The following is a 20,842-nucleotide window of genomic DNA, read 5'->3' on the forward strand; positions in this document are numbered from 1 at the left end:
CCCTACGGCGGCGGGCGCGGGGGCCGGACGGGACGCCCCCGGTTCACAGCCCCACGAGCAGCTGGACGCAGACGATCTTCACCAGGATGCTCAGCGCGAACAGCGTCGAGTAGCCGCTGTTGACCCGGCTGTCGCTCACCCGGCTGTTGGTGTACGCGAGGATCGCCGGGTTGCCCACGTACCCCGAGAGCAGGCCCATGGTCCGCTCCCGGCTCTGGCCGAGGGCCTTCGCGACCAGGACCATCAGCGCGTAGCTGACGACCGCGCCGACCACCAGGACCGCCAGCAGTTTCAGGCCGAACATCGAGAAGGCGTTCTCCCGGAAGGAGTAGCCCGAGCTGAGGCCGACGATGGCCAGGAAGAGCAGCAGGCCGATCTGGCGCAGGGTGAGGTTGGCCCGGGTCGGCAGCGTCCAGACCAGGGGGCCGGTGCGCCGCAGCCAGCCGAGGACCATGCCCATCACCAGCGGGCCCGCGCCGGTGCCCAGGGCCAGAGTGGTGTTGCCGAGGGTCAGGGACGGGATGCCGACGAGGAAGCCGAGCGCGAGGCCGAGGCCGAGGCTCACCGCGCTGACCTCGCTGACCTTCGCCTCCGTGTCGCCGAGGAACCGGGTGACCTCGGCGGAGCGCTCACGGGGCATGACCACGCGGAGCCGGTCGTCCAGCTGGAGGACGAGGCCGTCGTGGGCGAGCATGTCGAAGTCGCCGCGCCGCACCCGGCTGACGGCCGCCCCGTAGGTCTCGGCCAGCCGGAGCTCGGCGACGGTGTGGCCGGCCAGGTCCGGGTTGGTGAGCAGGACGCGGCGGTAGTCGACGGTGGACCGGTCGTCGAGCAGGTGGGCGGCGGCGAGTTCGCCGAGGCGGGCGGTGGCCGCCACCACGTCCTCCTCGCCGCCCACGACCTCGACCAGGTCGCCCGGGTACAGCCGGTCCAGCCGCGTGGCGACCCGGGGCGCGGCGCCCACCGCGCGGTACTCGCTGGCCAGGACGCGGTGCTCGGCGACGCCCGGTACGTCCGCCCAGGCGATCTCGCGGGTGACGTGCACCGTCCGGGTGACGAGGGTGGCGGGCAGCCCGGAGCCGGGGTCGCGCCGGGCGGACCACCGGCGGCGGGCGGCGATCGCCGCGACGAACATGATCGTGATCACCACGGCGAGCGGGTAGCCGATCGCGTATCCGACGGCGGGCTGCGCCGGGTCCTCGGACGCGGCCTGGGCGGCGGCGAGCCCCGGGGTGGTGGTCCCGATGCCCGCGAACCCGCCGGCGAGGAACGGGCCGCTGATGCCCAGGGCGCCGTGGCCGAGCGCGCCCACCACGACCGCGGTGACCGCGAGCGCCACGATCGCCCCGGCCATCACCGCGAGCTGGCCACGGAGTTCACGGAAGAACGCGGGCCCCGACTCCAGCCCGACGGTGTAGACGTACAGGGCCAGCCCCAGGGCCGACACCCCGGCGGGCAGGGCGGCGGCGATGTCCTTGTCCAGGGCGCCCACGAAGAGGCCGACGAAGAGCACGCCCGCCGCGCCGAGCCTGACCGGGCCGAAGCGCACCATGCCGAGCAGGGCGCCGACCGTGATCACCGAGAACACGGTCACCCAGGGGTTGTCCGCGAAGAACTGCCACACGTGCGCCGCCTCCTGTCTTCCGACCGGCAAACGAAAGGCTCGGCCCTGTCGGGGGCAGCTTCCGGCAGGCCCGTACGCCCCGCCACTCGGCGGCGCACGGTCCGGACACGACCGCGCCGCCGTCCCGGAGGGGGACGGCGGCGCGGTGGTTCCCGGCGTTCGGGTCAGACGCCCGGCGGTACGTGCGACGGGCGGCCCCGGCCGCGCGTCACGGAGTAGCCGAAGACACCGGCCAGGGCGGCGAGCACCGCTCCGCCCGCGCTCCACAGCCAGCGCTGCGTCCACCAGCCGGAGGACCAGCCGTCCTCCGGCTCGCTGCCGGCCACCACGACCGGCTCGTCCGTCGCGCCGTCCGTGGGGGAGGCGGACGCACCGGAGCCGGCGGCGGCCCGTACGGCGGAGGAGCCGGGCACCAGCGGCTCGGAGAGGGTGCCGTCCACGTCGTGCGCGCTGCCCGCGTCGATCGAGGTGGCCTCCACCCGGGCCCCGATGGGCTGGCCGAGGTCGGTGTCGGGCAGGTCCAGCACGGTCAGCCGTACGTAGTAGCTGCCCGGCAGCGGGTCGTTGGCCCACGGCTCGGACCAGGCGCGCACCGGGCGCAGCACGCAGTCGAGCTCGACCGTCGCCGCGTCGGCCGCCGCCGTGCGGGTCTGGTGGCCGTACATGCACGCCTGACGGCGGCGCAGGCCGTCGTAGACGTCGATCTGCCAGGTGGACGCCCCGTGCCGGAGCGACGCCTCGGGGAGGGTCACGGTGGCCCGTACGGTCGGCCGCTGCCCGGCGTCGGCCGGGAAGACCCAGTAGAGGTAGTCGCCGGTCGAGGCCTGCGCGGTGCCCGCCTGGTCCTGCTGGAGGGCGGTCGCGGTACGGAAGGTGGTGCCGGCCTCGGTGGGGCCGGCGTCCGAGCCGTCCTCACCGGGGCTCGCGGAGGCCGACGGGTCGTCGGCCAGGGCCGGGCCGGCCGAGGAGAACAGGGCGAGGCCGGCGACCAGGGCGCCCGCGCTCGCGCGCAGCACCCGGTGCGTGCGCGTGGTCCGGGTACGGGGGGTCGTACGCATCAGTTGGTCCTCCATACGGCGACGCGCCAGCGCGAGATCCAGCCGAACAGCAGCCCCGCCAGCAGACCGGCGAGCAGCATCAGGCCGAGGAACCACCAGCCGCGGCCGAGGCCGAAGGCCGCGGTGTCCGCCGCCTCGTCGGGGGAGTCCACCACGTCGATGGTCAGCTCGACCGGCATGCCGGGGCCGGTCTTCACCGAGGTGGGGGAGGAGAAGGAGTCGCTGACCTGGAGGCAGACGGCCTCGGGGGTCTCGGCGTCGGCGTCGTCGTCCGCTTCGGCCTTCGGGTAGCGCAGACCGGTGGAGATGGCGTCGGTGCGGCCGGTGCCCGATTCGGAGCCCCGGACGATCTCCCGCCCGTGCGTGGTGAGCGCGCGCAGCAGGATGCCGTAGTCGGGGTTGACGGCCCGGTCGGCCGACACGCTGACGGAGGCCCGCAGTTCCTGGCCGGGCCGGACGTTCACCCGGTACCAGCGGTGCTCGCCCAGCTTCGCGCGGTCGGTGTACAGGCCGGCGGTGAGCTCGGGGGCCTTGGCACAGCTCGCGGCGCCCTCGGTCGCCACCGGGGTGACGACGGGTTCGGCGGCCCGGTCGACCAGCTGGGTGACCCGGTGGGACAGGTCCTCCTTGTGCTGGACGGCCGTGTACGTGCCGCCGGTGGCCTCGGCGATGCAGGTCAGCTGCTGCCGGATCTTCGCGTTGGGCACCAGGCCCAGGGTGTCGATCACGAGGTGCACCCCGCGGGCGGCGATGTCGCGCGCCACCTCGCACGGGTCGAGCGGGCCGCAGGTGTCCTCGCCGTCGGTGATCAGGACGATCCGCCGGGTGGACTCACCGCCGTCCAGGTCGTCCGCGGCGCCCAGCAGAGCCGGGCCGATCGGGGTCCAGCCGGTGGGCGTGAGGGTCGCGACCGCCGTCTTGGCCTCCGTACGGTCCAACGGGCCGACCGGGTACAGCTGCTTGGTGTCCTTGCAGCCGACCTGCCGGTCGTCGCCCGGGTAGTTCGCGCCGAGGGTGCGTATGCCGAGCTGGACCTCCTCGGGTACGGCGTCCAGCACGTCGTTGAACGCCTGCTTGGCCGCGCTCATGCGCGACTCGCCGTCGATGTCACGGGTGCGCATGGACCCACTGACGTCGAGGACCAGTTCGACCTTGGGCGAGGAGGCGGTGGGGGGTTCGTCGGCGGCGGCCGGCACGACGGTGCCGATTCCGGCGGCCAGGGTGGCGAGCAGCAGGCCCACCCCGGTCGTCAGCCGTTTGGTTGTGATCATCGCCGGATCCTATTGAACATCGGTTCGCATCCCCAAACCCGCTGCGCGGAAGCGGGTTCGGGGATGCCCGAGGTGATCCGGCGGTACTCCCGGGGGTGTCGTCAGCCGCCGAGAAGGGGCTGCGCGGACCGGTCGAGCACCGATCCGATCCGCTCCCAGGCCTCCGTGTCCCGCTCGACCGCGTCGAGTTGACGGTCCGTACCCGCCGTGCCGTTGCCGTTCCACTCCGTCGCCAGGGCGACCGGGTCGCCGCCGCCGGCCGCCGAGGCCGCGAGGGCGGCGGCGCCGAGGGCGACCAACTCGCCGTTGGCGGGCAGGACCAGGGGCCGGCCGGAGAGCCGGCGCACGGTCTCGATCCAGGTGGTGCCCTGCGCGCCGCCGCCGATCAGGCGCAGCGGGCGGGCGGCGACCTCCGGGTCCGCCGGGTCGAGCCCGCAGGCACGGAGCAGTTCGTCCATGGCGTGCAGCACGGTGAACGCGGCGCCTTCGTAGGCGGCGCCCAGGAGTTGCTGCGGGGTGGTGTCGTGCCGCAGCCCCGTGAGCAGCCCGGAGGCGTGCGGCAGGTCGGGGGTGCGCTCGCCGTCCAGGTACGGGAGGAGCACGGCCTCGCCGCCGGGTGACGCGTCGTCACGGTGCAGCCCGAGCAGCGCGGCCACCTTGTCCACGGCGAGGGTGCAGTTCAGCGTGCAGGCGAGCGGGAGGTACGTACCGTCGGCCGCCGCGAAACCGGCGAGCGCCGGGGAGGCGGGGCGGGTGCGCGAGGCCGCGAAGACGGTGCCGGAGGTGCCGAGGCTGAGCACGGGGTGGTCGAGCAGCCCGGCCGCGCCGAGACCGAGGCCGACGGCGGCGCTCATGTTGTCGCCGGTACCGGCCGCGACGGCGATGCCGGCGGGCAGCCCGAGCTCCTCGGCCGCCTTCGCGGTCAGCGACCCGGCGCGGGCGCCGCCGGTCGGGGCGACCTCGGGCAGCAGGGCGGGGTCCAGGCCGATCAGGGCGAGCAGCTCGGGGTCGTACGCGCCGGTGGCGGTGGAGTACCAGCAGGTGCCGGAGGCGTCACCGGGGTCGGTCACCGCGACACCGGTGAGGCGCTCGGTGAGGAAGTCGTGCGGGAGGCGTACGCCCGCGGCGGCGTCCGCGCTCGCCGGGTCGTTCTCCCGCAGCCACTGCCACTTGGCGGCGGTCATCGAGGCGACCGGCACCGATCCGGTGCGCGCGGTCCACGCCTCCGGGCCGCCGAGCGCGGTGGTCAGGGCGGCGGCCTGCGGGGCGGAGCGGGTGTCGTTCCAGAGCAGGGCGGGGCGCAGCGGACGGCCGCCGCGGTCCAGTACCACGAGGCCGTGCTGCTGCCCGGCGACCGCGATGCCCGTGACGGCGGAGGCGGGGACCCCGGACTCCTTCATTCCGGCGGCCACCGCCTCGCGCAGCGCCTGCCACCAGATCTCGGGGTCGCTCTCGCGGGCACCGCCCTCGCCGAGGACCGTGTGCGGGGCGCGGCCCACGGCGAGGAGCTCGCCGGTGACGGCGTCGGTGACAGCTGCTTTGGTGGACTGGGTGGAACTGTCCACACCGATGACGACCGTGCGCGGCGGCATGGCTACCTCTTCTCGTGCTGCGGGATTTGCTCGTGCGACAAACAAATTACGTGATCGGAGGGGGTGCGAACAGCGGAGTGAAGACTTTTTGGTTCCCAAGGGTTTCGCTTCGGGCCCTCTCGGTGTCATATTAGTAATGGCACTGAACAAATTGGTCGGTCGGCAGAGCAGCCGTCCTGGCCCGTCGATCAAGAGGCAGACATGTCGGACCGCTTCACTCCCACTTCCGCTGACAAGTTCACCTTCGGTCTCTGGACCGTGGGCTGGCGGGGCAACGACCCCTTCGGCGAGCCGACCCGCCCGGCCCTGGACCCGGTCGAGTCCGTCGAGCGGCTCGCGGAGCTCGGCGCGCACGGCGTGACCTTCCACGACGACGACCTGATCCCCTTCGGCTCCTCCGACAGCGAGCGCGCCGCGGTGATCGGCCGGTTCAAGGACGCCCTGGAGCGCACCGGCCTCAAGGTCCCGATGGCCACCACCAACCTGTTCACGCACCCCGTGTTCAAGGACGGCGGCTTCACCTCCAACGACCGCGACGTCCGCCGCTACGCGCTGCGCAAGGTCATCCGCAACATCGACCTCGCCGCCGAGCTCGGCGCCGAGACCTACGTCGCCTGGGGAGGCCGCGAGGGCGCCGAGTCCGGTGGCGCCAAGGACGTCCGCGACGCCCTCGACCGCATGAAGGAGGCGTTCGACCTCCTCGGCGAGTACGTCACCGACAAGGGCTACGACATCCGCTTCGCGATCGAGCCCAAGCCCAACGAGCCCCGCGGCGACATCCTCCTGCCCACCGTCGGCCACGCCCTCGCCTTCATCGAGCGCCTGGAGCGCCCCGAGCTGTACGGCGTGAACCCCGAGGTCGGCCACGAGCAGATGGCCGGGCTCAACTTCCCGCACGGCATCGCCCAGGCCCTGTGGGCGGGCAAGCTCTACCACATCGACCTCAACGGCCAGTCCGGCATCAAGTACGACCAGGACTTCCGCTTCGGCGCCGGCGACCTGCGCCAGGCCTTCTGGCTCGTCGACCTCCTGGAGAACTCCGACTACACCGGCCCCCGCCACTTCGACTTCAAGCCGGTGCGCACCGACGGCATCGACGGTGTCTGGGAGTCCGCGAAGAACTGCATGCGCAACTACCTGATCCTCAAGGAGCGCGCGGCCGCCTTCCGCAACGACCCGGCCGTCCAGGAGGCCCTCGTCGCCTCCCGCCTGGACGAGCTGGCGCAGCCCACCGCCGCCGACGGCCTCAAGGGCCTCCTCGCCGACACCTCCGCCTACGAGGAGTTCGACGTCGACGCCGCCGCCGAGCGCTCCATGGCCTTCGAGGCCCTCGACCAGCTCGCCCTGGACCACCTCCTCGGCGTCCGCTGAACCGACCCGTCGCGCGCCTCGCGTCCCGCTCTCCGTCGGGCGGCTCGCGCCACGTGATGCGTCAACCGGCAGGGGCCGGGCCGTCCACCAGGACGGCCCGGCCCCTGCCGTGCGTGTGCGGGGACGAGCCCCGGTGCCTCAGCGCTCCCGGGAGGCGTACGCCACCGGGTCGGCCAGCACGTCCTGCATCACCAGGGCCGCCGCGCCCCGGGCCGCGTCCCCGGCCACCGACGACGCCCGGAGCCTGCCGCTGCCCGGCGACCACAGGCCGGAGACCACCCGGCCGGTCAGCTCCTCGTCGGCGGGCCGCGCCAGCCACGGCATCAGGCCGCGGTAGATGCCGCCGAGCACCACCGCGTCCGGGTCGATCAGGTTCACCGCGCCCGACAGGACGCGCCCCAGCATCCGGCCCGCCTCACCGACCGCCGCCTCGGCGCGCGCGTCGCCGGCGCGCACCCGGCGTTCCAGCTCGATCACCGCCGCACCACCCCCGGCCCCCTCTATGCCCGCCGCCCGCAGCAGCGCCGCCTGGCCGGCGTACTGCTCCAGGCAGCCGCGCGAGCCGCACCGGCACTCGGGGCCGGACGGGTCCACCACCACGTGGCCGATCTCCCCGGCGAAGCCGTGCGCGCCGCGCAGCAGCTCGCCGCCGATCACCAGGGCGCCGCCGACGCCGATCTCGCCCGTCAGGTAGAGGAAGCTGCGGACGTCGCCGAGACCGCCGAACCACAGCTCGGCCAGGGCCGCCAGGTTCGCCTCGTTCTCCGAACTGACGGGGAGCGGGCGCAGCCCCGGGCTCAGGACCGCCAGCGCCTCGGCGAACAGGCGCTCCGCCGGTACCTTGTTCCAGCCGAGGTTGGGGGCCTGGCGCACCGCGCCGCCGGAGACGAGGCCCGGCAGGGCGAGGGCGGCGCCCACGGGATCGAGTTCCTGTTCGCGGGCGGAGTCCAGGGTCCGCGCGGCGATCCGGGCGGCGCGCACCAGGACCTCCTCGGGCGGCTCCCCCCGGTTGTCCAGGTGTTCCGTCTGCCGCACCCGCCCGGTGCCCGCCAGGTCGACGACGCACACCGAGACGTAGTCGATGTTGACCTCCACGCCGATGCCCGCGGGCCCGGTGCGGGCGACCTTGAGCGCCGTGCCGGGGCGCCCCGCCTGACCGCTGAAGGTCTTGCCGGACTCGGTGAGGAAGCCGGTCTCCAGCAACTGCTCGACCAGCGAGGACACCGCCGCGCGCGTGAGGCCCACGCGGGCCGCGACACCGGCCCTGGTCGCCTCGCCGGTCTCGTCCTCGTCGCGGACGGCGCGCAGGACGAGGCTCAGGTTGTGCCGCCGGACGGTGTCCTTGTCGGCCTTGGGACCCAGCTGCGTGGAGTTGTTCTTCATATCGTCCACGAGCCTATGTGATGGCGGGCACGAGGAGACGGGAGCGGGGGACCGGTCCGCCCGCACCGCTCCCGCCGCTCCCTGTTCCCCGCCCCGCCCCGAGCTCCGGTCAGGGCTTCGCGCCGCGCTCGCGGAGCATGTCCGCCATGAGCGCGATCTCCGACCGCTGACCGCGCACCATGCCGGTGGCCAGGTTCTCGATCACCTCGGTCGTGGCCGTGTCGGCCGCCGCCTGCGCCATCTCCGCGCCCGCGGTGTGGTGCGCCGTCATGAGCCGCAGATAGAGGACTTCGGCCTCCTCGCCCTTCGCCGCCCGCAGCGCGTCCAGCTGCGTGTCGGTGGCCATGCCGGGCATCAGCGCGCCGTCGTGCGGCGTGACCGTGTGCCCCATCCAGCGCATCGGGGGGACCGCCGAGCTCTTGGGCAGCCCCCACGCCTCCAGCCAGCCCAGCATCATGCCGCGCTGGTTGGCCTGCGTGTTGATGATGTCGTACGCGAGCCTGCGCACGTCCTCGTCGTCGGTGCGGTCCCGGACGATGAACGACATCTCCACGGCCTGCTGGTGGTGTACGGACATGTCGCGGGCGAAACCGGCGTCCACCGATCCGTCCGCGGGCGCCGACCGCCCGGCCGGGGACGCGGTGCCGGACGAGGAGGCGGAGGACGGCCGTACGACCATCAGCGCCACCAGCCCCAGGGCGAGCAGCAGTACGGCGGCGCCCGCCACCGCCAGCCGCCGTGACCCGGCCGCGCGGCCGGCGCGCGTCACTTCTCGATCCCGCCGGTGCAGGCGGCACCCGGCTCCGGGGTCTGCGCGCCCTGCACGTACTTGGTGAAGAACTGCGCGACCCGCGGGTCGGACGCGCTGGTGACGGTGACCTGCTTGCCCCAGGCGCTCAGGATCAGCGGGTCGGCCTGGTCCTCCAGCGGGCTCATGAGGGAGTACGGGGTGGCCTCGACCCGCTCGGCGAGCGCCTTCACGTCGGCGTCGGCGGCCTTGCTGTTGTAGGTGACCCAGACGGCGCCGTGCTCCATGGAGTGGACGGCGTTCTCCTTCGGTATCGCCTCGGTGTACACGTCGGCGTCGCAGTTCATCCAGACCGGATTGTGGTCGCCGCCGACCGGCGGGTTCATCGGGTAGGTCACGGGCGTCTCGACGTGGTTCTGGGTGAGCTTGTCCCAACTGCGCTCGCCCACGATGGCATCGGTCTTGGCCTTCGCCTCGGCCTTGTCCTGGTCGTTCGCCCTCGTCATCAGGTAGCCGCCGCCGACGGCGAGAGCGGCGACCACCACGACGGCGGCCGAGATGGCGATGATCCGGGCGCGGCGCTCGCGGCCGCGCTCCTTGCGGCGCGCCTCCTCCAACTTGGCGCGCCGCGCGGCGGAGGCGGGGTTCTGGTCCTTGGTGGAAGTCATGGTCGTCCTCGGGGTTCGGCATCGACGGGAAGTGCGCCGGGCGGATGGTGCCCCGTACGGGCGGCCCGGGGCAACACCCCCTTGGACGGAGGAACTTGTTTTCGCCCCTCGCCGGGTGGACCCGGCGGGGTACGGCACCGGCCCCACGGGCCCGTGACGGGAGGGCACGTGCCCGGCCGGTCGGGGCGGAGCCCGCGAACACGCGGCCCGCCCACCCGTGGACCCGCCACCGGGCCGTACGTCCTGCCGCGCCCCCGGTCACCGCCCAAGGTCAACCGTTATAGGTGTGTGAAGTTCCGGGACGTGTCCGCAGCCCGGTCGCGGGATAGTGTGCGTCGGTGACCACGACCTCGAACATACCTGCGGGTTGGTTCCCTGACCCGCACGGTGCCACGGAGCTGCTCCGCTACTGGGACGGCTCCCAGTGGACCGAGCACACCCACCCCGCCGCCGGCGCCCAGCCGACGGCCCCGGCGGGCTCTCCGCAGGCCGCCGCCGTGCAGGCCCCGGCCCCTCAGGCGGCCGTGCCCCAGCAGCAGACGGCGCCCGCCCAGACCGCTCAGCCGGGCCAGACCGCTCAGCCCGGCCAGATCAGCGCCGGAACGCTCTTCAATCAGCAGGTCCTGGTGGTGAACCAGAAGGCCAAGCTGATCGAGGTGACGAACGAGTACCGCGTCTTCGACCAGCAGGGCGCGACCCTCGGCTCGGTCGTGGAGGTCGGGCAGAGCCTCTTCCGCAAGGTGATCCGCTTCGCCACCAGCTGGGACCAGTACCTGACGCACCGCCTGGAGATCCGGGACGCCTACGGTCAGCCCCAGCTGCTGCTGACCCGTCCCGCCAAGTTCATCAAGTCGCGCGTGATCGTCCAGCGCCCCGACGGGCAGACGGTCGGCGAGATCGTCCAGCAGAACGCGATCGGCAAGATCAACTTCGCGATCATGGTGGACGGCCAGAAGGTCGGCGCGATCAAGGCCGAGAACTGGCGCGCCTGGAACTTCGCGATCGTCGACCAGAACGACGCCGAGATCGCCCGGATCACCAAGACCTGGGAAGGGCTCGCCAAGACGCTCTTCACCACCGCGGACAACTACGTCCTCCAGATCCACTACCAGCTGCCCGAGCCGATGCTGAGCCTCGTCGTCGCGACGGCGCTCACGGTGGACACCGCCCTCAAGCAGGACTCGCGCGGACTCGGCTGAGCCGCAGACCCGACCGGTGGTGCCCCGTACGCGCGACGCGTACGGGGCACCGGCGTTTTCCTTCCAGGCGGAACGCGTCCGCTGGCCGCCGGAGAGCAGCGCGCCCCGGAAGAGCCCCGGGAAGGCGCCCGAGGAGGGGCCCCGGAAAGCGCTGGGGGAGAGACACCGGGAGGCGCCCGGGGAGAGACGCCGGAAGGTGCCGGGGGAGGGGCCCCGGAAGGTGCCCCGCCGCCCACCGCCCTGCTCCGCACGCAGTCCCGGGTCCTCGCGCTCGCCGAATCCGCCCGGGTCGCCGGGGTCGCCCTGGACATCGCGCTCAACGGCGTACCGGCCCGGAGCCCCGCCCCACGGGCCATGTTCTGGTACGCGGAGCTCGCCGCACCGCGCCTGTGGGCACGGCGGGTCCTGGGCAACGTGACCCTGCGGTCGGTCCTCTTCCAGAACGCCGTCCGGACCGCGCTCGGCCTCGCGGCGGCCCGGCTGGTCGCCGGATCGCTCGACCTGACCCACGGGTTCTGGGTGCTGCTGGCCGTACTGACCCTCGGGCGCTCGACTCTGGGGGCCACCTGGCAGGCGATCCGCCGAGCGGTGGCGGGCAACGCCGCCGGGGCCGTGGCGGCGGGCGCGCTGCTGATCGGGATCGGCCCGTACACGGAGGGGTACGCCGTGCTGCTCGCCCCCCTGATGCTGCTGGCCTTCTTCGGCGGGCCGATGCTGGGGATCGCCTGCACGCAGGCGCTCTTCACCCTGGTCGTGGCCACCGCGTTCGCCCAGATCTCGCCGGTCACCTGGCGGCTCTCGGAGGCGCGGATGATCGACGTCGTCACCGGAAGCGTGATCGGACTGCTCTGCGGGCTCCTCGCCTGGCCGGCCGGGGCCCGGCGCGAGGTCCGGCGGGCCATGGCCGCGCTGCTGCGCTCCTGCGGCGCGCTGGTGCCCGGCACCGCGGAGGCTCTGCTGACGGCACCGCCGGGGGCACGGGCCGTGCCGGGGGCGATGGTGAGCGTGCACCGGATGCGCCTGGCCGAGGCCGCGTACACCCAGTACCGCACCGAGGCGTCGGCCAAGCCGGGGGCGCCGGAGGGGCCCGAGGCCGACTGGCACGCCCTGCTCGTCGCCGCCGACGACATGCTGTGGGGCGCGCACCGGCTCCCCCTGTTCGGCCTCCGCCCGGCGGTCCCGGCCCCGCCGGACGCCTGGACCCGGCGCAGTGCGGAGGGCCTTCAGGAGGCGGCCCTCCGCATCGCGGCACGGCTCGACGGCGGCGACAACCGCAGCAGCGCACCGGCCGCGCCCGGCGGGAGCCCGCCGGTCCCGCCCTCCGTCGACCTGGAGGTGTGGATCACGACCCTCGGGCACCAGCTCGCGCGGATCGAGGCGTCGATGGCGGGGCGGGAGCCACCAGGACAGGGGCGGCCGGGGCGGGAGCCTTGAAAGGGCACCGGGACAGGGGCCTTGAGGGCATCGGAGAGGCCGACCTCCGCCGTATATCTTTTACAGGTGTAATACCTGTTAAAGTAAATGGGTGAGTGAGACAACCGACGTTCCCCGGCGCCCATCCGTCCGCAGACTCCCCCTGAAGGCGGCGCTCCGCCTCAACCACCCCTCGGACACCTGGTTCAAGCCGGCGCTGAGCGTGGTCGTCGCCTCCCTCGTACCGAACCTGCTGCTCTTCGCCGTCGACCGGCTGGACCTCGTGATGTACACGATGGCCGGATCGCTCTGCGCCCTGTACGGGCACGCCCTTCCGTACGCCCGCCGCGCCGGGACCGTCGTGCGCGTCGTCGTCGGGATGCTCGCCGGGCTGGCCGTGGCGCTGGTCGCGGGCTCGCTCACCGACTCCACCGCGATCCTCATCGCCGTCGGCGCGCTGCTCGCCGCCGTGCAGAAGGCGCTCTGCGACGCGTCGCGCATCGGGCCGCCCGGACACGTGATCTTCACCTTCGTCACCTCCGCGGCCCTCTTCGCGCCCCAGCAGCTCGCCCAGGTGCCCGGCCACCTCGCGCTCACTCTCGCCGCCGGTGCCTTCTCCTGGTGCGTCACCGTGGTGGGCCCCGCCCTGCTGCGCCGCGAGGGGCCCGAACGCCGGGCCACCGCGCGGGCCCTGGACGCGGCCGCCGCCTGCGTCGCCGACCCGGGTCCGCGTACGCGCGGCGCCGCCGCCGCGGCCGTGCACGGAGCCTGGCAGACCCTGCTCGCCTCCGGCCGCGCCACGCCCGCCCGCCGGGCGCTGGAACGCCTCGTCGTGCACGCCGAGGCCGCCCTCGCCGAAAGCTCCCCGGCCGGACACCGCGCCGCCGCCGACCCCGCGCAGCTGCGCGAGTGGGCCGCGCTGACCCGGGCCCGCGGACCCGTCCCGACGCCGCCCGCCGCTCCCGGCACCACCGCGGAGCTCTTCGGCGTCGACGCGGAGCGCGCCGGCCGCCGGGCCCGTACGACCCGGGGCGAGCTGCTGCGCCGCCTCGGCCCCGGCTCCCACGTGCTGCCCGTCGCCGTCCGTACCCTCATCGGCTGCGCCCTCGCCGGATACGCCTGCGAGGCGCTCGGCGTCGGCCGCCCCTACTGGGCCATCGTCACCGCCGCCTCCCTCTACCAGGCCAACGTCACCCTCTCCTGGAACCGGGCCCTCCAGCGCACCCTGGGCAACCTGCTCGGCGTGCTCGTCTTCGCCGCGGTCCTCCCGCTCACCCGGGTGAGCCCGCTGCTGCTGATCGTCTGCGTCCTCTGCTTCAACTTCGCCGCCGAGGCCCTCATCACCCGCAACTACTGGCTCGGCTCGGTCGCGGTCACCCCGATGGCGCTCCTGGTCATCGAGTTCGGCGGCGCCCACCCCGCCGGAGAACTCATCGGCGACCGGGTCATCGACACCGTGGTCGGCGCGGCGGTCGGCTTCCTCGCCGCCGTACTGGTCACCAACCGCCGGGCCACCGGCCGGGTCGAACGCGCCCTGGAGGCCACCGAGCGGGCCCGCGCCCACGCCGTGCGCGTCCTCGCCGACGACACCGCGGACCCCGCCGCCCTCGACGCCTCCCGCCGCGGGCTCACCGCCTCCCTGGTCGAGCTGCGCGAGGCCGGCGACACCGCCGCCGGGGAGTGGTGGCAGCGCGCCCTGCCGGAGGAGGACCTCGTCGCGGCCGAACGGGCCGGACACCGTACGCTCGCCGCGACGGCACAACGGCAGGGGCTCATCTCCCTCGCCCCGGAGAACGGAGCGGTGTGAGCGACGACATCGTGGCCTCGGTGGTACGGCAGTGGCAGGCGGTGAGCCCCGGTCTCGACACCGGGCCGATGGAGCTGATCGGCCGGATCAACCGCTGTGCGGCCCTCCTCCAGCAGGCCGAGGACGCCCCGCTGCGCGCCGCCGGACTCAACCGCGCGGAGTTCGACCTGCTCGGCGCGGTCCGCCGGACGGGCCGGGAGCTCACCCCCGGCGAACTGGCCCGGGAGACCTTCTCCTCCGGGGCCGCCGTCACCAAACGGCTGCGCGCCCTCCAGGAGCGCGGTCTCGTCGAGCGCCGGGGCGACGACCGGGACCGCAGGGTCACCTACGTCCGCCTCACCGAGGAGGGACGCGGCCTGGTCGACCGGCTGCTGCCCCAGCAACTCGCCTACGAGCGCTCGGTACTGGCCGGGCTGGACGAACCGGCGCGCGACCGCCTCAGCGCCCAGCTCAGCGAGCTGCTGGTGCAGCTGGAAGGGCGGATCGGCGGCGCCGGGCGCTGAGTCCCGCCGCCCCACTCCCCGGCGTCGGCGCGGTCAGCCGGCGGCGGGCCGCTCCAGCGCCGCCGCCGACTGCCGCAGCCGCACCGCGTGTTCGCCCAACTCGGCCTCGCCGCCCCGGTCGGCGGGGACCGAGGCCACCAGGGCGAGCCGGTCGCGCGGGCCCGAACCGGCGAGCGGTACCGCGACGGCGTTCATGCCCGGCGCCGACTCGCCGCCGCTCAGCGCATAGCCCCGGTCGCGGATCCGGTCCAGCTCCGCCAGCAGCGCGGTCCGCGAGGCGGTCGTGCGCACGGTGACCCGCTCCAGCTCCTCGTCCGGATAGAGGGCGCCGACCTGATCGGGCGTCATCAGCGCGAGCAGCATCTTGCCCCCCGCCGTCGCGTGCGCCGGGTGGGTCAGGCCCGTCCCCGGCCGCACCCGCACCGGGTGCGGGGACTCCCGCCCGTCCGTGACGATGATCCGGTCCCCGATCAGCGCCACCGCCTGCACGGTCTCCCCGGTGCGCCGGACGGCGTCGTCCAGGGCACCGGCCACCCGCTCCCGGGCGGCCGTACCGAACCCGGCGGGGCGGCCCAGCCGCATCAGCTCCGGCCCCGCGGAGTAGCCGCGCCCCGAGGCGTCGCGCCCGGCGAACCCCCGCCCCTCCAGGGTCGCGAGCACCCGGTGCGCGGTGGAACGCCCCACGTCCAGCAGTTCGGCGGCCTCGCTGACGGTGAGCGTGTCATGGGTCAGGAACAGCCGCATCAGCCGCAGGCCGGTGTCCAGTGACTCGATGGTGTAACCCGGCGCCGATGCCATGGGGGTGCCCGCTCTCATCCGGTTCTCGCCGCGGCGTGCGGAGGCGCGGGCGGGCCTCACCGGCCGTCAAACCGGGCGACTTTGCCCGCCACTCTTCCGCGGGGCGTGAATCCGCCCCTTTCGATCCACTTCGAGTGTGTGTGCGTACGTACTGCTCTGCGGGACGGTCGGGGTGAGGCCGTCCCGGCGGCGAGCTTAGAGCCTCTCCCGTGGATCGTGGCGCAGCCCCGGCCGCGTTGGTCCGCGCAAGCGCCGGGTCGCCCAGGATGATTACGGTCCGTTCCCGTGGCGCTGCGTACGTCTTCGTACCACTGTGCGGGACGGAAGCCCCGAATCCCGCCCGTCCGGCGCGGTTCGTCACTATCCGCGCACGTCCGGAAGCGTTGAGTGCGAAAACTGGCGAGTGTATTACCCCCGGAGTCCGCCCGCAGGGCGTTGGGTGAATGTGCCGACCCCCTGTTCTGATCTGGCTAAGCTCACGCGCAGTGAAGCCGAGTTGGCACCAATTCGCGCACATGTTCATGAGTGTCAGCACCTGTGGGCATACATCCCGGAATCAACCGCCAGAGGGTTTTTAGATGGTCCGTGTTGAATCACCACCGACCGACCGACGGATCCCCGTCGTCCGCGTACTTCTCCTGCCCGTCGCGCTGGTCGTCGGCGCCTCCGCGCTGGGCGTCACCCTGGTCACGGACGCCGCGCGGATACCACTCGCCGTGAGCGGCGCGCTCGCCGCCGTCGTGGTCGGTGCGCTCGCCGTCGCACTGAACCGGCGACGGTGCGAGACACGCGTCCTGCGCGCGAAGTACGAACAGCGCATCGCCCAGCTCGAATCGCGCATCGCCGCACACGACGAAGAGACCGTGCGGCTCACCAAGGAACTGATGCCCTCCGCCATCAGGATGCTGCGTGCGAGCAACTCGCCCGAAGAAGTCATGCGCGAGGTGGTGGACGGGGACGAGTCGTACCGCAACCTCCCCAAGGCGCTGCGGCGCCTCGTCTACACCGTCCTGCAGATCATCGACGACGAGGAGGCCCGGCGTGACTCCGCGCAGCGCGCCTTCGTCAGCGTCGCCCGGCGCGTGCAGGCCATCGTCCACCGCCAGGCGAGCGAACTGCGGGAGATGGAGGACCACTACGGGCGCAACCCCGAGGTCTTCGACGACCTGCTCCGCATCGACCACGGCACCGCGCTGATCGGCCGCCTCGCCGACTCCATCGCCGTGCTCGGCGGTGCCCGCCCCAGCCGCCAGTGGCCCAAGCCCGTACCGCTGTTCAGCGTGCTGCGGGGTGCGATGTCCCGCATCCTGGAGTACCAGCGCGTCGATCTGCACTCGATCGCCAAAGTCGCCATCGTCGGCACCTCCGTCGAGCCGCTCATCCACGCCTGCGCCGAACTCCTCGACAACGCCACGCGCTACTCCCCGCCGCAGACCCGGGTGCACGTCACCGCGGTCGAGGTGCAGACGGGGATCGCGATCGAGATCGAGGACGGCGGCGTCAGCCTCAGCGAGGAGGCCCGCGCCCGGGCCGAGAACATGCTCGCCCAGGCCCAGGCCGGCATCAACATGAACGACCTCGGGGAATCCCCGCGCCTCGGCATGGCGGTCGTCGGCCGGCTGTCGCGCATGTACCAACTCCAGGTATCGCTGCGCCAGTCCGCGTACGGCGGCGTCCGGGCCGTACTCATCGTCCCCCGGGACATGATCACCACCGGACCCGCGCCCGGCATCGCCCACGGCATCGGCGCCACCTCGCGGCCCACCAGCTCACTGGACATGTCGCAGCTCCAGCACGTCGTACCGCCCGCGGGAAAGCGGAAGGCCAGGGTCGCGGCCACCGGCCCGGTGCCCTCGGCAACCGTCTCGCCGGCCGCCTCCGCGCGCCCGGCCGCGCCCGCAGCGGCCATGGAGGACGAGGTCCCCGTGGTGACCGAGTGGACCGAGAACGGCCTGCCCCAGCGCCGCAGCCGGGGCCGCGCCCCGCTCGGCTCGCACAACCTCCCGCAGCAGGCCCCGGCACCGGCGACGGAAGGCGCCCCCGCGGCGCTCAACGGCGCCGCCCCGCACGCCGCCGGCCGCGCGGGCGGCGAGGAGAAGCCCCCCGGCCTCTGGCTGGAGGCATTCACCAAGGCCGTCAACGGCGTGCCGCACGACCCGAAGAACGGCGAAGACTCTGACGACGCGTGGGACAAGGGAGACCTCAAGTGATCCAGCAGCGGGGAAACATGGACTGGATGCTCAAGGAACTGGCCGACGACGTTCCGAGCATCCACCAGATCGTGGTGCTCTCCTCGGACGGTCTGCGCATCGCCATGCACGGCGGAGACCCGGACGTCGGGGACCGGCTGGCCGCGGCCTGCGCCGGCCTGCAGAGCCTGGCCGCCGCCGTCGCCTCCGAAATCCCCTACAGCGACGGCCTGATGAAGCTCGTCGTCATCGAGGTGACCGGCGGGTTCTTCTACCTGATGGCGGCCGGCACCGGCGCCTACCTCGCGGTGCTGGCCGGTGAGACGGTCGACGCCGGGCTGGTCGGCGCGCGGATGCGCGACATGGTCGTCCGGATCGGGGCCCATCTGACCAGCCCGCCGCGCCACGACGGGCAGGCCGGATGAACGCTCCCCGACGGGAACGCCGCAATGCCGACCCGGCGCTCAACGATCCCGAGCGCCTGTACGTCATCACCGGCGATCTTGACGGCAGCGAGCGGGCAGCGCTCGACCTGGTCACCATGGTCGTCGCCCAGGCGGAACCCTCACCGACGTTCCAGCCCGAGCAGGCCGCGATCCTGCGGCTCTGCCAGGCACCCCTGTCCGTCGCCGAGATCTCCGCCTATCTCGGCCTCCCGTTCAGCGTCGTCACCTCACTCCTGACCGAATTACTCGCGTCCGAACTGATCGAATCGCGCGCACCCATCGTCCGCGCCAATCTCCCCGACAGGTCCCTTCTCGAAGCGGTGATGCATGGACTTCAGAAGCTCTGACACGATCACCGGCCCCCGTACCGAGGACGTCCTGCCCACCACGGCCACCGCCGCGGTGAAGGTCGTGATCGTCGGTGGATTCGGGGTCGGCAAGACCACCATGGTCGGTTCGGTCAGCGAGATCCGGCCTCTGACGACCGAAGAGACCATGACGCAGGCAGGCGTCGGCGTCGACGACAACGCCGGGGTGGAGAGCAAGACCGCCACCACCGTCGCCATGGACTTCGGCCGGATCAGCCTCAGCGAGGAACTGATCCTCTACCTGTTCGGCACGCCCGGCCAGGAACGTTTCTGGTTCCTGTGGAACGGCCTCTTCGAGGGCGCTCTCGGCGCCGTCGTCCTGATCGACACCCGGCGCCTCGAAACCAGCTTCGACGTCATCGGACGGCTGGAGGAGCGCGGGGTGCCGTTCGTCGTCGCCGTCAACACCTTCCCCGACGCCCCGCACCATCCGGTCGAGACGTTGCGGCAGGCGCTGGACCTGCCCGACGAAGTCCCCATGATCGACTGCGACGCGCGCCTTCGGGCGTCCAGCCGGGACGTGCTGATGACGCTCATGCGCTACCTGCACAGCCTGGCCGTACCCCTCGTATGACGTCCGGGGCGGCCGGCCGGATCGTCCGGCGGGCCGCCCCAAACCCGGGCCGTGTCGTGAAAGTCCCGCCCGTCGGGCGACGCCTGGCACGAACACGACCCGGCCGCGCGGCGCCGAAAGTGTCCGGCGGACCGGACCGGGCGCAGCGCGGCTCCGGTACGACGCGTCACCCCGACGCGAGCTACCGGACCGGGCGCGCGAGCCCGGCCGTGATCCGCCGGACACCCCCTTCGGGTCGTGTCCCCTCCCCGCCCGCGCAGCCCTCCCGCGCGACCCTTGAAAGCCTCATCACTGGAGCCACTGTGACAACCCCCTTCTCCCACGAACCCGGAGCGCCGACGGGAGCCGCCCCGCCGCCCGGATGCCCCGCCCACGGACTCGGCCCCGGCGGGCTGCGCCGCTACTACGGCGCCGAGGTGGAGAACGACATCGTCGGGCTGAACGAGAAGCTGCGCGCCGAACACGGCAGCGTCGCTCCGGTGCTGCTCCACGGTGACGTACCCGCCTGGCTCGTCCTCGGCCACAGCGAGAACCTCTACGTCACCCGGACCCCCTCGCAGTTCTCCCGCGACTCCCGGCGCTGGCGCGCCCTGCAGGACGGCAGCGTGGGCCCCGAGCACCCGCTCGCGCCGATCTTCACGTACCAGCCCATCTGCGCCTTCGCGGACGGCGCGACCCACGAACGTCAGCGCGGCGCGATCACGGACAGCATGGCCCGGATCGACACCCGCGGCGTGCGGCGCCACATCAACCGCTTCAGCAACCGCCTCGTCAACGACTTCTGCCTCAAGGGCACCGCCGACATCGTCAGCCAGTTCGCCGAGCACCTGCCGATGATGGTCATGTGCGCGATCTTCGGCATGCCCGAGGAGTACGACGACCGGCTGGTGCAGGCCGCCCGCGACATGACGCGGGGTACCGAGACCGCCGTCACCAGCAACGCGTACGTCGTCGGCGTGCTCACCCGGCTCGTCGAGCGCCGACGGGGTGCCCCGGAGTCCGACTTCGCCACCTGGCTCGTCGAACACCCCGCCAGGATGAGCGACATCGAGGTCATCGAGCACCTCCGGCTGACGCTCATCGCGGCGTACGAGTCCACCGCCAACCTGATCGCCAACGTGATCCGGATGGTGCTGACCGACCCGCGCTTCCGGGCGCGTCTCAGCGGCGGCCACATGACCGTCCCCGAGGCGGTCGAGCAGACCCTGTGGGACGAGCCCCCCTTCTCCGCGGTCTTCGGCCGCTGGGCCGTCGGCGACACCGAGCTCGGCGGGAAGCAGATCAAGGCCGGCGACGCTCTGCTCGTCAGCATCGCGGGCGCCAACAGCGACCCCGCCGTACGGCCCGACCTCAGCGCCTCCATGGAGGGCAACCGCGCCCACCTCGCCTTCAGCGGCGGCCCCCACGAGTGCCCCGGCCAGGACATCGGCCGTGCCATCGCGGACGTCGGCGTGGACGCGCTGCTCATGCGGCTGCCCGACCTCGAACTCGCGGCGGACGAGAGCGAACTGCGCTGGGTGGGCAACATCATGTCGCGCCACCTGACCGAACTCCCGGTCCAGTTCGCGCCCAGCCCGCAGCAGGAGATCGACGACGAACCCATGACGTCGATGGCCGCCCGCTCCGTCCCCCGCAACGACTGGGAGATCTCGTCGCCGTCGCCGACCGCCGCACCCGGCCGGCCGGCCGGCGGACAGGAGGCCGCCGCGGCCCCGGCCGACAGCGCCCCGGTCCACGGCGCCCCGGCCCCCGCGATCCCGGAGCAGCGCACCCAGAGCGCCACGGGCCGCCTCTGGCACGCCGTCTCCAGCTGGTGGAAGGGGTACTGAC

18 protein-coding genes are annotated in these 20,842 nt (G+C 73.3%); 10 read left to right on the forward strand and 8 right to left on the reverse strand.

Features of this window, described 5'->3' with window-relative positions:
* Positions 1 to 43: 43 nt before the first annotated feature.
* The 4 genes from OG599_RS29970 to xylB all read right to left on the reverse strand — a co-directional run bounded on the left by OG599_RS29970 (position 44) and on the right by xylB (position 5,545).
* On the reverse strand, positions 44 to 1,624 hold the full coding sequence (locus OG599_RS29970) for an aspartate:alanine exchanger family transporter (protein WP_327179096.1): 1,581 nt from the start codon (positions 1,622 to 1,624) through the stop codon (positions 44 to 46).
* A 164-nt stretch (positions 1,625 to 1,788) separates the two neighbouring features.
* Positions 1,789 to 2,682 (reverse strand): hypothetical protein, encoded by an 894-nt coding sequence (locus tag OG599_RS29975; RefSeq protein WP_327179097.1) that lies wholly within the window; start codon positions 2,680 to 2,682, stop codon positions 1,789 to 1,791.
* A complete protein-coding gene (locus OG599_RS29980; RefSeq protein WP_327179098.1) occupies positions 2,682 to 3,953 on the reverse strand; it encodes a VWA domain-containing protein in 1,272 nt (423 codons plus the stop codon). Before OG599_RS29980 ends, OG599_RS29975 begins: the two co-directional genes overlap by 1 nt.
* A gap of 101 nt (positions 3,954 to 4,054) precedes the next feature.
* Complete coding sequence (gene xylB, locus OG599_RS29985; protein ID WP_327179099.1) at positions 4,055 to 5,545, reverse strand: xylulokinase; 1,491 nt, start codon at positions 5,543 to 5,545, stop codon at positions 4,055 to 4,057.
* Between the two features lie 201 nt (positions 5,546 to 5,746).
* On the opposite strand from xylB, the gene xylA reads away from it, so the two are divergent.
* Complete coding sequence (gene xylA / locus OG599_RS29990; RefSeq protein ID WP_327179100.1) at positions 5,747 to 6,916, forward strand: xylose isomerase; 1,170 nt, start codon at positions 5,747 to 5,749, stop codon at positions 6,914 to 6,916.
* A gap of 138 nt (positions 6,917 to 7,054) precedes the next feature.
* On the opposite strand, the gene OG599_RS29995 is transcribed toward xylA, so the two are convergent.
* The 3 genes from OG599_RS29995 to OG599_RS30005 all read right to left on the reverse strand — a co-directional run bounded on the left by OG599_RS29995 (position 7,055) and on the right by OG599_RS30005 (position 9,715).
* The gene (locus OG599_RS29995; RefSeq protein ID WP_327180239.1) at positions 7,055 to 8,299 is read right to left on the reverse strand and encodes an ROK family protein; all 1,245 of its coding nucleotides are present in this window, start codon (positions 8,297 to 8,299) and stop codon (positions 7,055 to 7,057) included.
* A gap of 109 nt (positions 8,300 to 8,408) precedes the next feature.
* Positions 8,409 to 8,978 (reverse strand): DUF305 domain-containing protein, encoded by a 570-nt coding sequence (locus OG599_RS30000; RefSeq protein ID WP_442809721.1) that lies wholly within the window; start codon positions 8,976 to 8,978, stop codon positions 8,409 to 8,411.
* An 86-nt stretch (positions 8,979 to 9,064) separates the two neighbouring features.
* Complete coding sequence (locus tag OG599_RS30005) at positions 9,065 to 9,715, reverse strand: DUF3105 domain-containing protein (protein ID WP_327179102.1); 651 nt, start codon at positions 9,713 to 9,715, stop codon at positions 9,065 to 9,067.
* A 338-nt stretch (positions 9,716 to 10,053) separates the two neighbouring features.
* Here OG599_RS30005 and OG599_RS30010 point away from each other — a divergent pair, with 338 nt between their 5' ends.
* From OG599_RS30010 to OG599_RS30025, 4 genes are all read left to right on the forward strand, one after another.
* The gene (locus OG599_RS30010; protein ID WP_327179103.1) at positions 10,054 to 10,914 is read left to right on the forward strand and encodes a phospholipid scramblase-related protein; all 861 of its coding nucleotides are present in this window, start codon (positions 10,054 to 10,056) and stop codon (positions 10,912 to 10,914) included.
* A 354-nt stretch (positions 10,915 to 11,268) separates the two neighbouring features.
* Entirely contained in the window at positions 11,269 to 12,348 is a 1,080-nt protein-coding gene (locus OG599_RS30015) for an FUSC family protein (RefSeq protein WP_442809588.1), read from the forward strand.
* Between the two features lie 91 nt (positions 12,349 to 12,439).
* Positions 12,440 to 14,134 (forward strand): FUSC family protein, encoded by a 1,695-nt coding sequence (locus tag OG599_RS30020; protein WP_327179104.1) that lies wholly within the window; start codon positions 12,440 to 12,442, stop codon positions 14,132 to 14,134.
* Entirely contained in the window at positions 14,131 to 14,637 is a 507-nt protein-coding gene (locus OG599_RS30025; protein WP_327179105.1) for a MarR family winged helix-turn-helix transcriptional regulator, read from the forward strand. The genes OG599_RS30020 and OG599_RS30025 overlap by 4 nt, the downstream gene beginning before the upstream one ends.
* 33 nt (positions 14,638 to 14,670) lie before the next feature.
* Here the strand turns inward: OG599_RS30025 and OG599_RS30030 are convergent, their stop codons facing one another.
* Positions 14,671 to 15,435, reverse strand: coding sequence for an IclR family transcriptional regulator (locus OG599_RS30030; protein WP_327179106.1), 765 nt, complete (start codon positions 15,433 to 15,435; stop codon positions 14,671 to 14,673).
* A gap of 578 nt (positions 15,436 to 16,013) precedes the next feature.
* Between OG599_RS30030 and OG599_RS30035 the strand changes: the two genes are divergently transcribed.
* From OG599_RS30035 to OG599_RS30055, 5 genes are all read left to right on the forward strand, one after another.
* Complete coding sequence (locus OG599_RS30035; RefSeq protein ID WP_327179107.1) at positions 16,014 to 17,645, forward strand: sensor histidine kinase; 1,632 nt, start codon at positions 16,014 to 16,016, stop codon at positions 17,643 to 17,645.
* Entirely contained in the window at positions 17,642 to 18,049 is a 408-nt protein-coding gene (locus OG599_RS30040; RefSeq protein WP_275491019.1) for a roadblock/LC7 domain-containing protein, read from the forward strand. Before OG599_RS30035 ends, OG599_RS30040 begins: the two co-directional genes overlap by 4 nt.
* Positions 18,046 to 18,417, forward strand: coding sequence for a DUF742 domain-containing protein (locus OG599_RS30045; RefSeq protein WP_327179108.1), 372 nt, complete (start codon positions 18,046 to 18,048; stop codon positions 18,415 to 18,417). Before OG599_RS30040 ends, OG599_RS30045 begins: the two co-directional genes overlap by 4 nt.
* On the forward strand, positions 18,398 to 19,012 hold the full coding sequence (locus OG599_RS30050) for a GTP-binding protein (protein WP_327179109.1): 615 nt from the start codon (positions 18,398 to 18,400) through the stop codon (positions 19,010 to 19,012). Before OG599_RS30045 ends, OG599_RS30050 begins: the two co-directional genes overlap by 20 nt.
* A gap of 302 nt (positions 19,013 to 19,314) precedes the next feature.
* Entirely contained in the window at positions 19,315 to 20,841 is a 1,527-nt protein-coding gene (locus OG599_RS30055; protein WP_327179110.1) for a cytochrome P450, read from the forward strand.
* Position 20,842: the final 1 nt, after the last annotated feature.

This window comes from Streptomyces sp. NBC_01335, assembly GCF_035953295.1.
GTDB lineage: Bacteria > Actinomycetota > Actinomycetes > Streptomycetales > Streptomycetaceae > Streptomyces.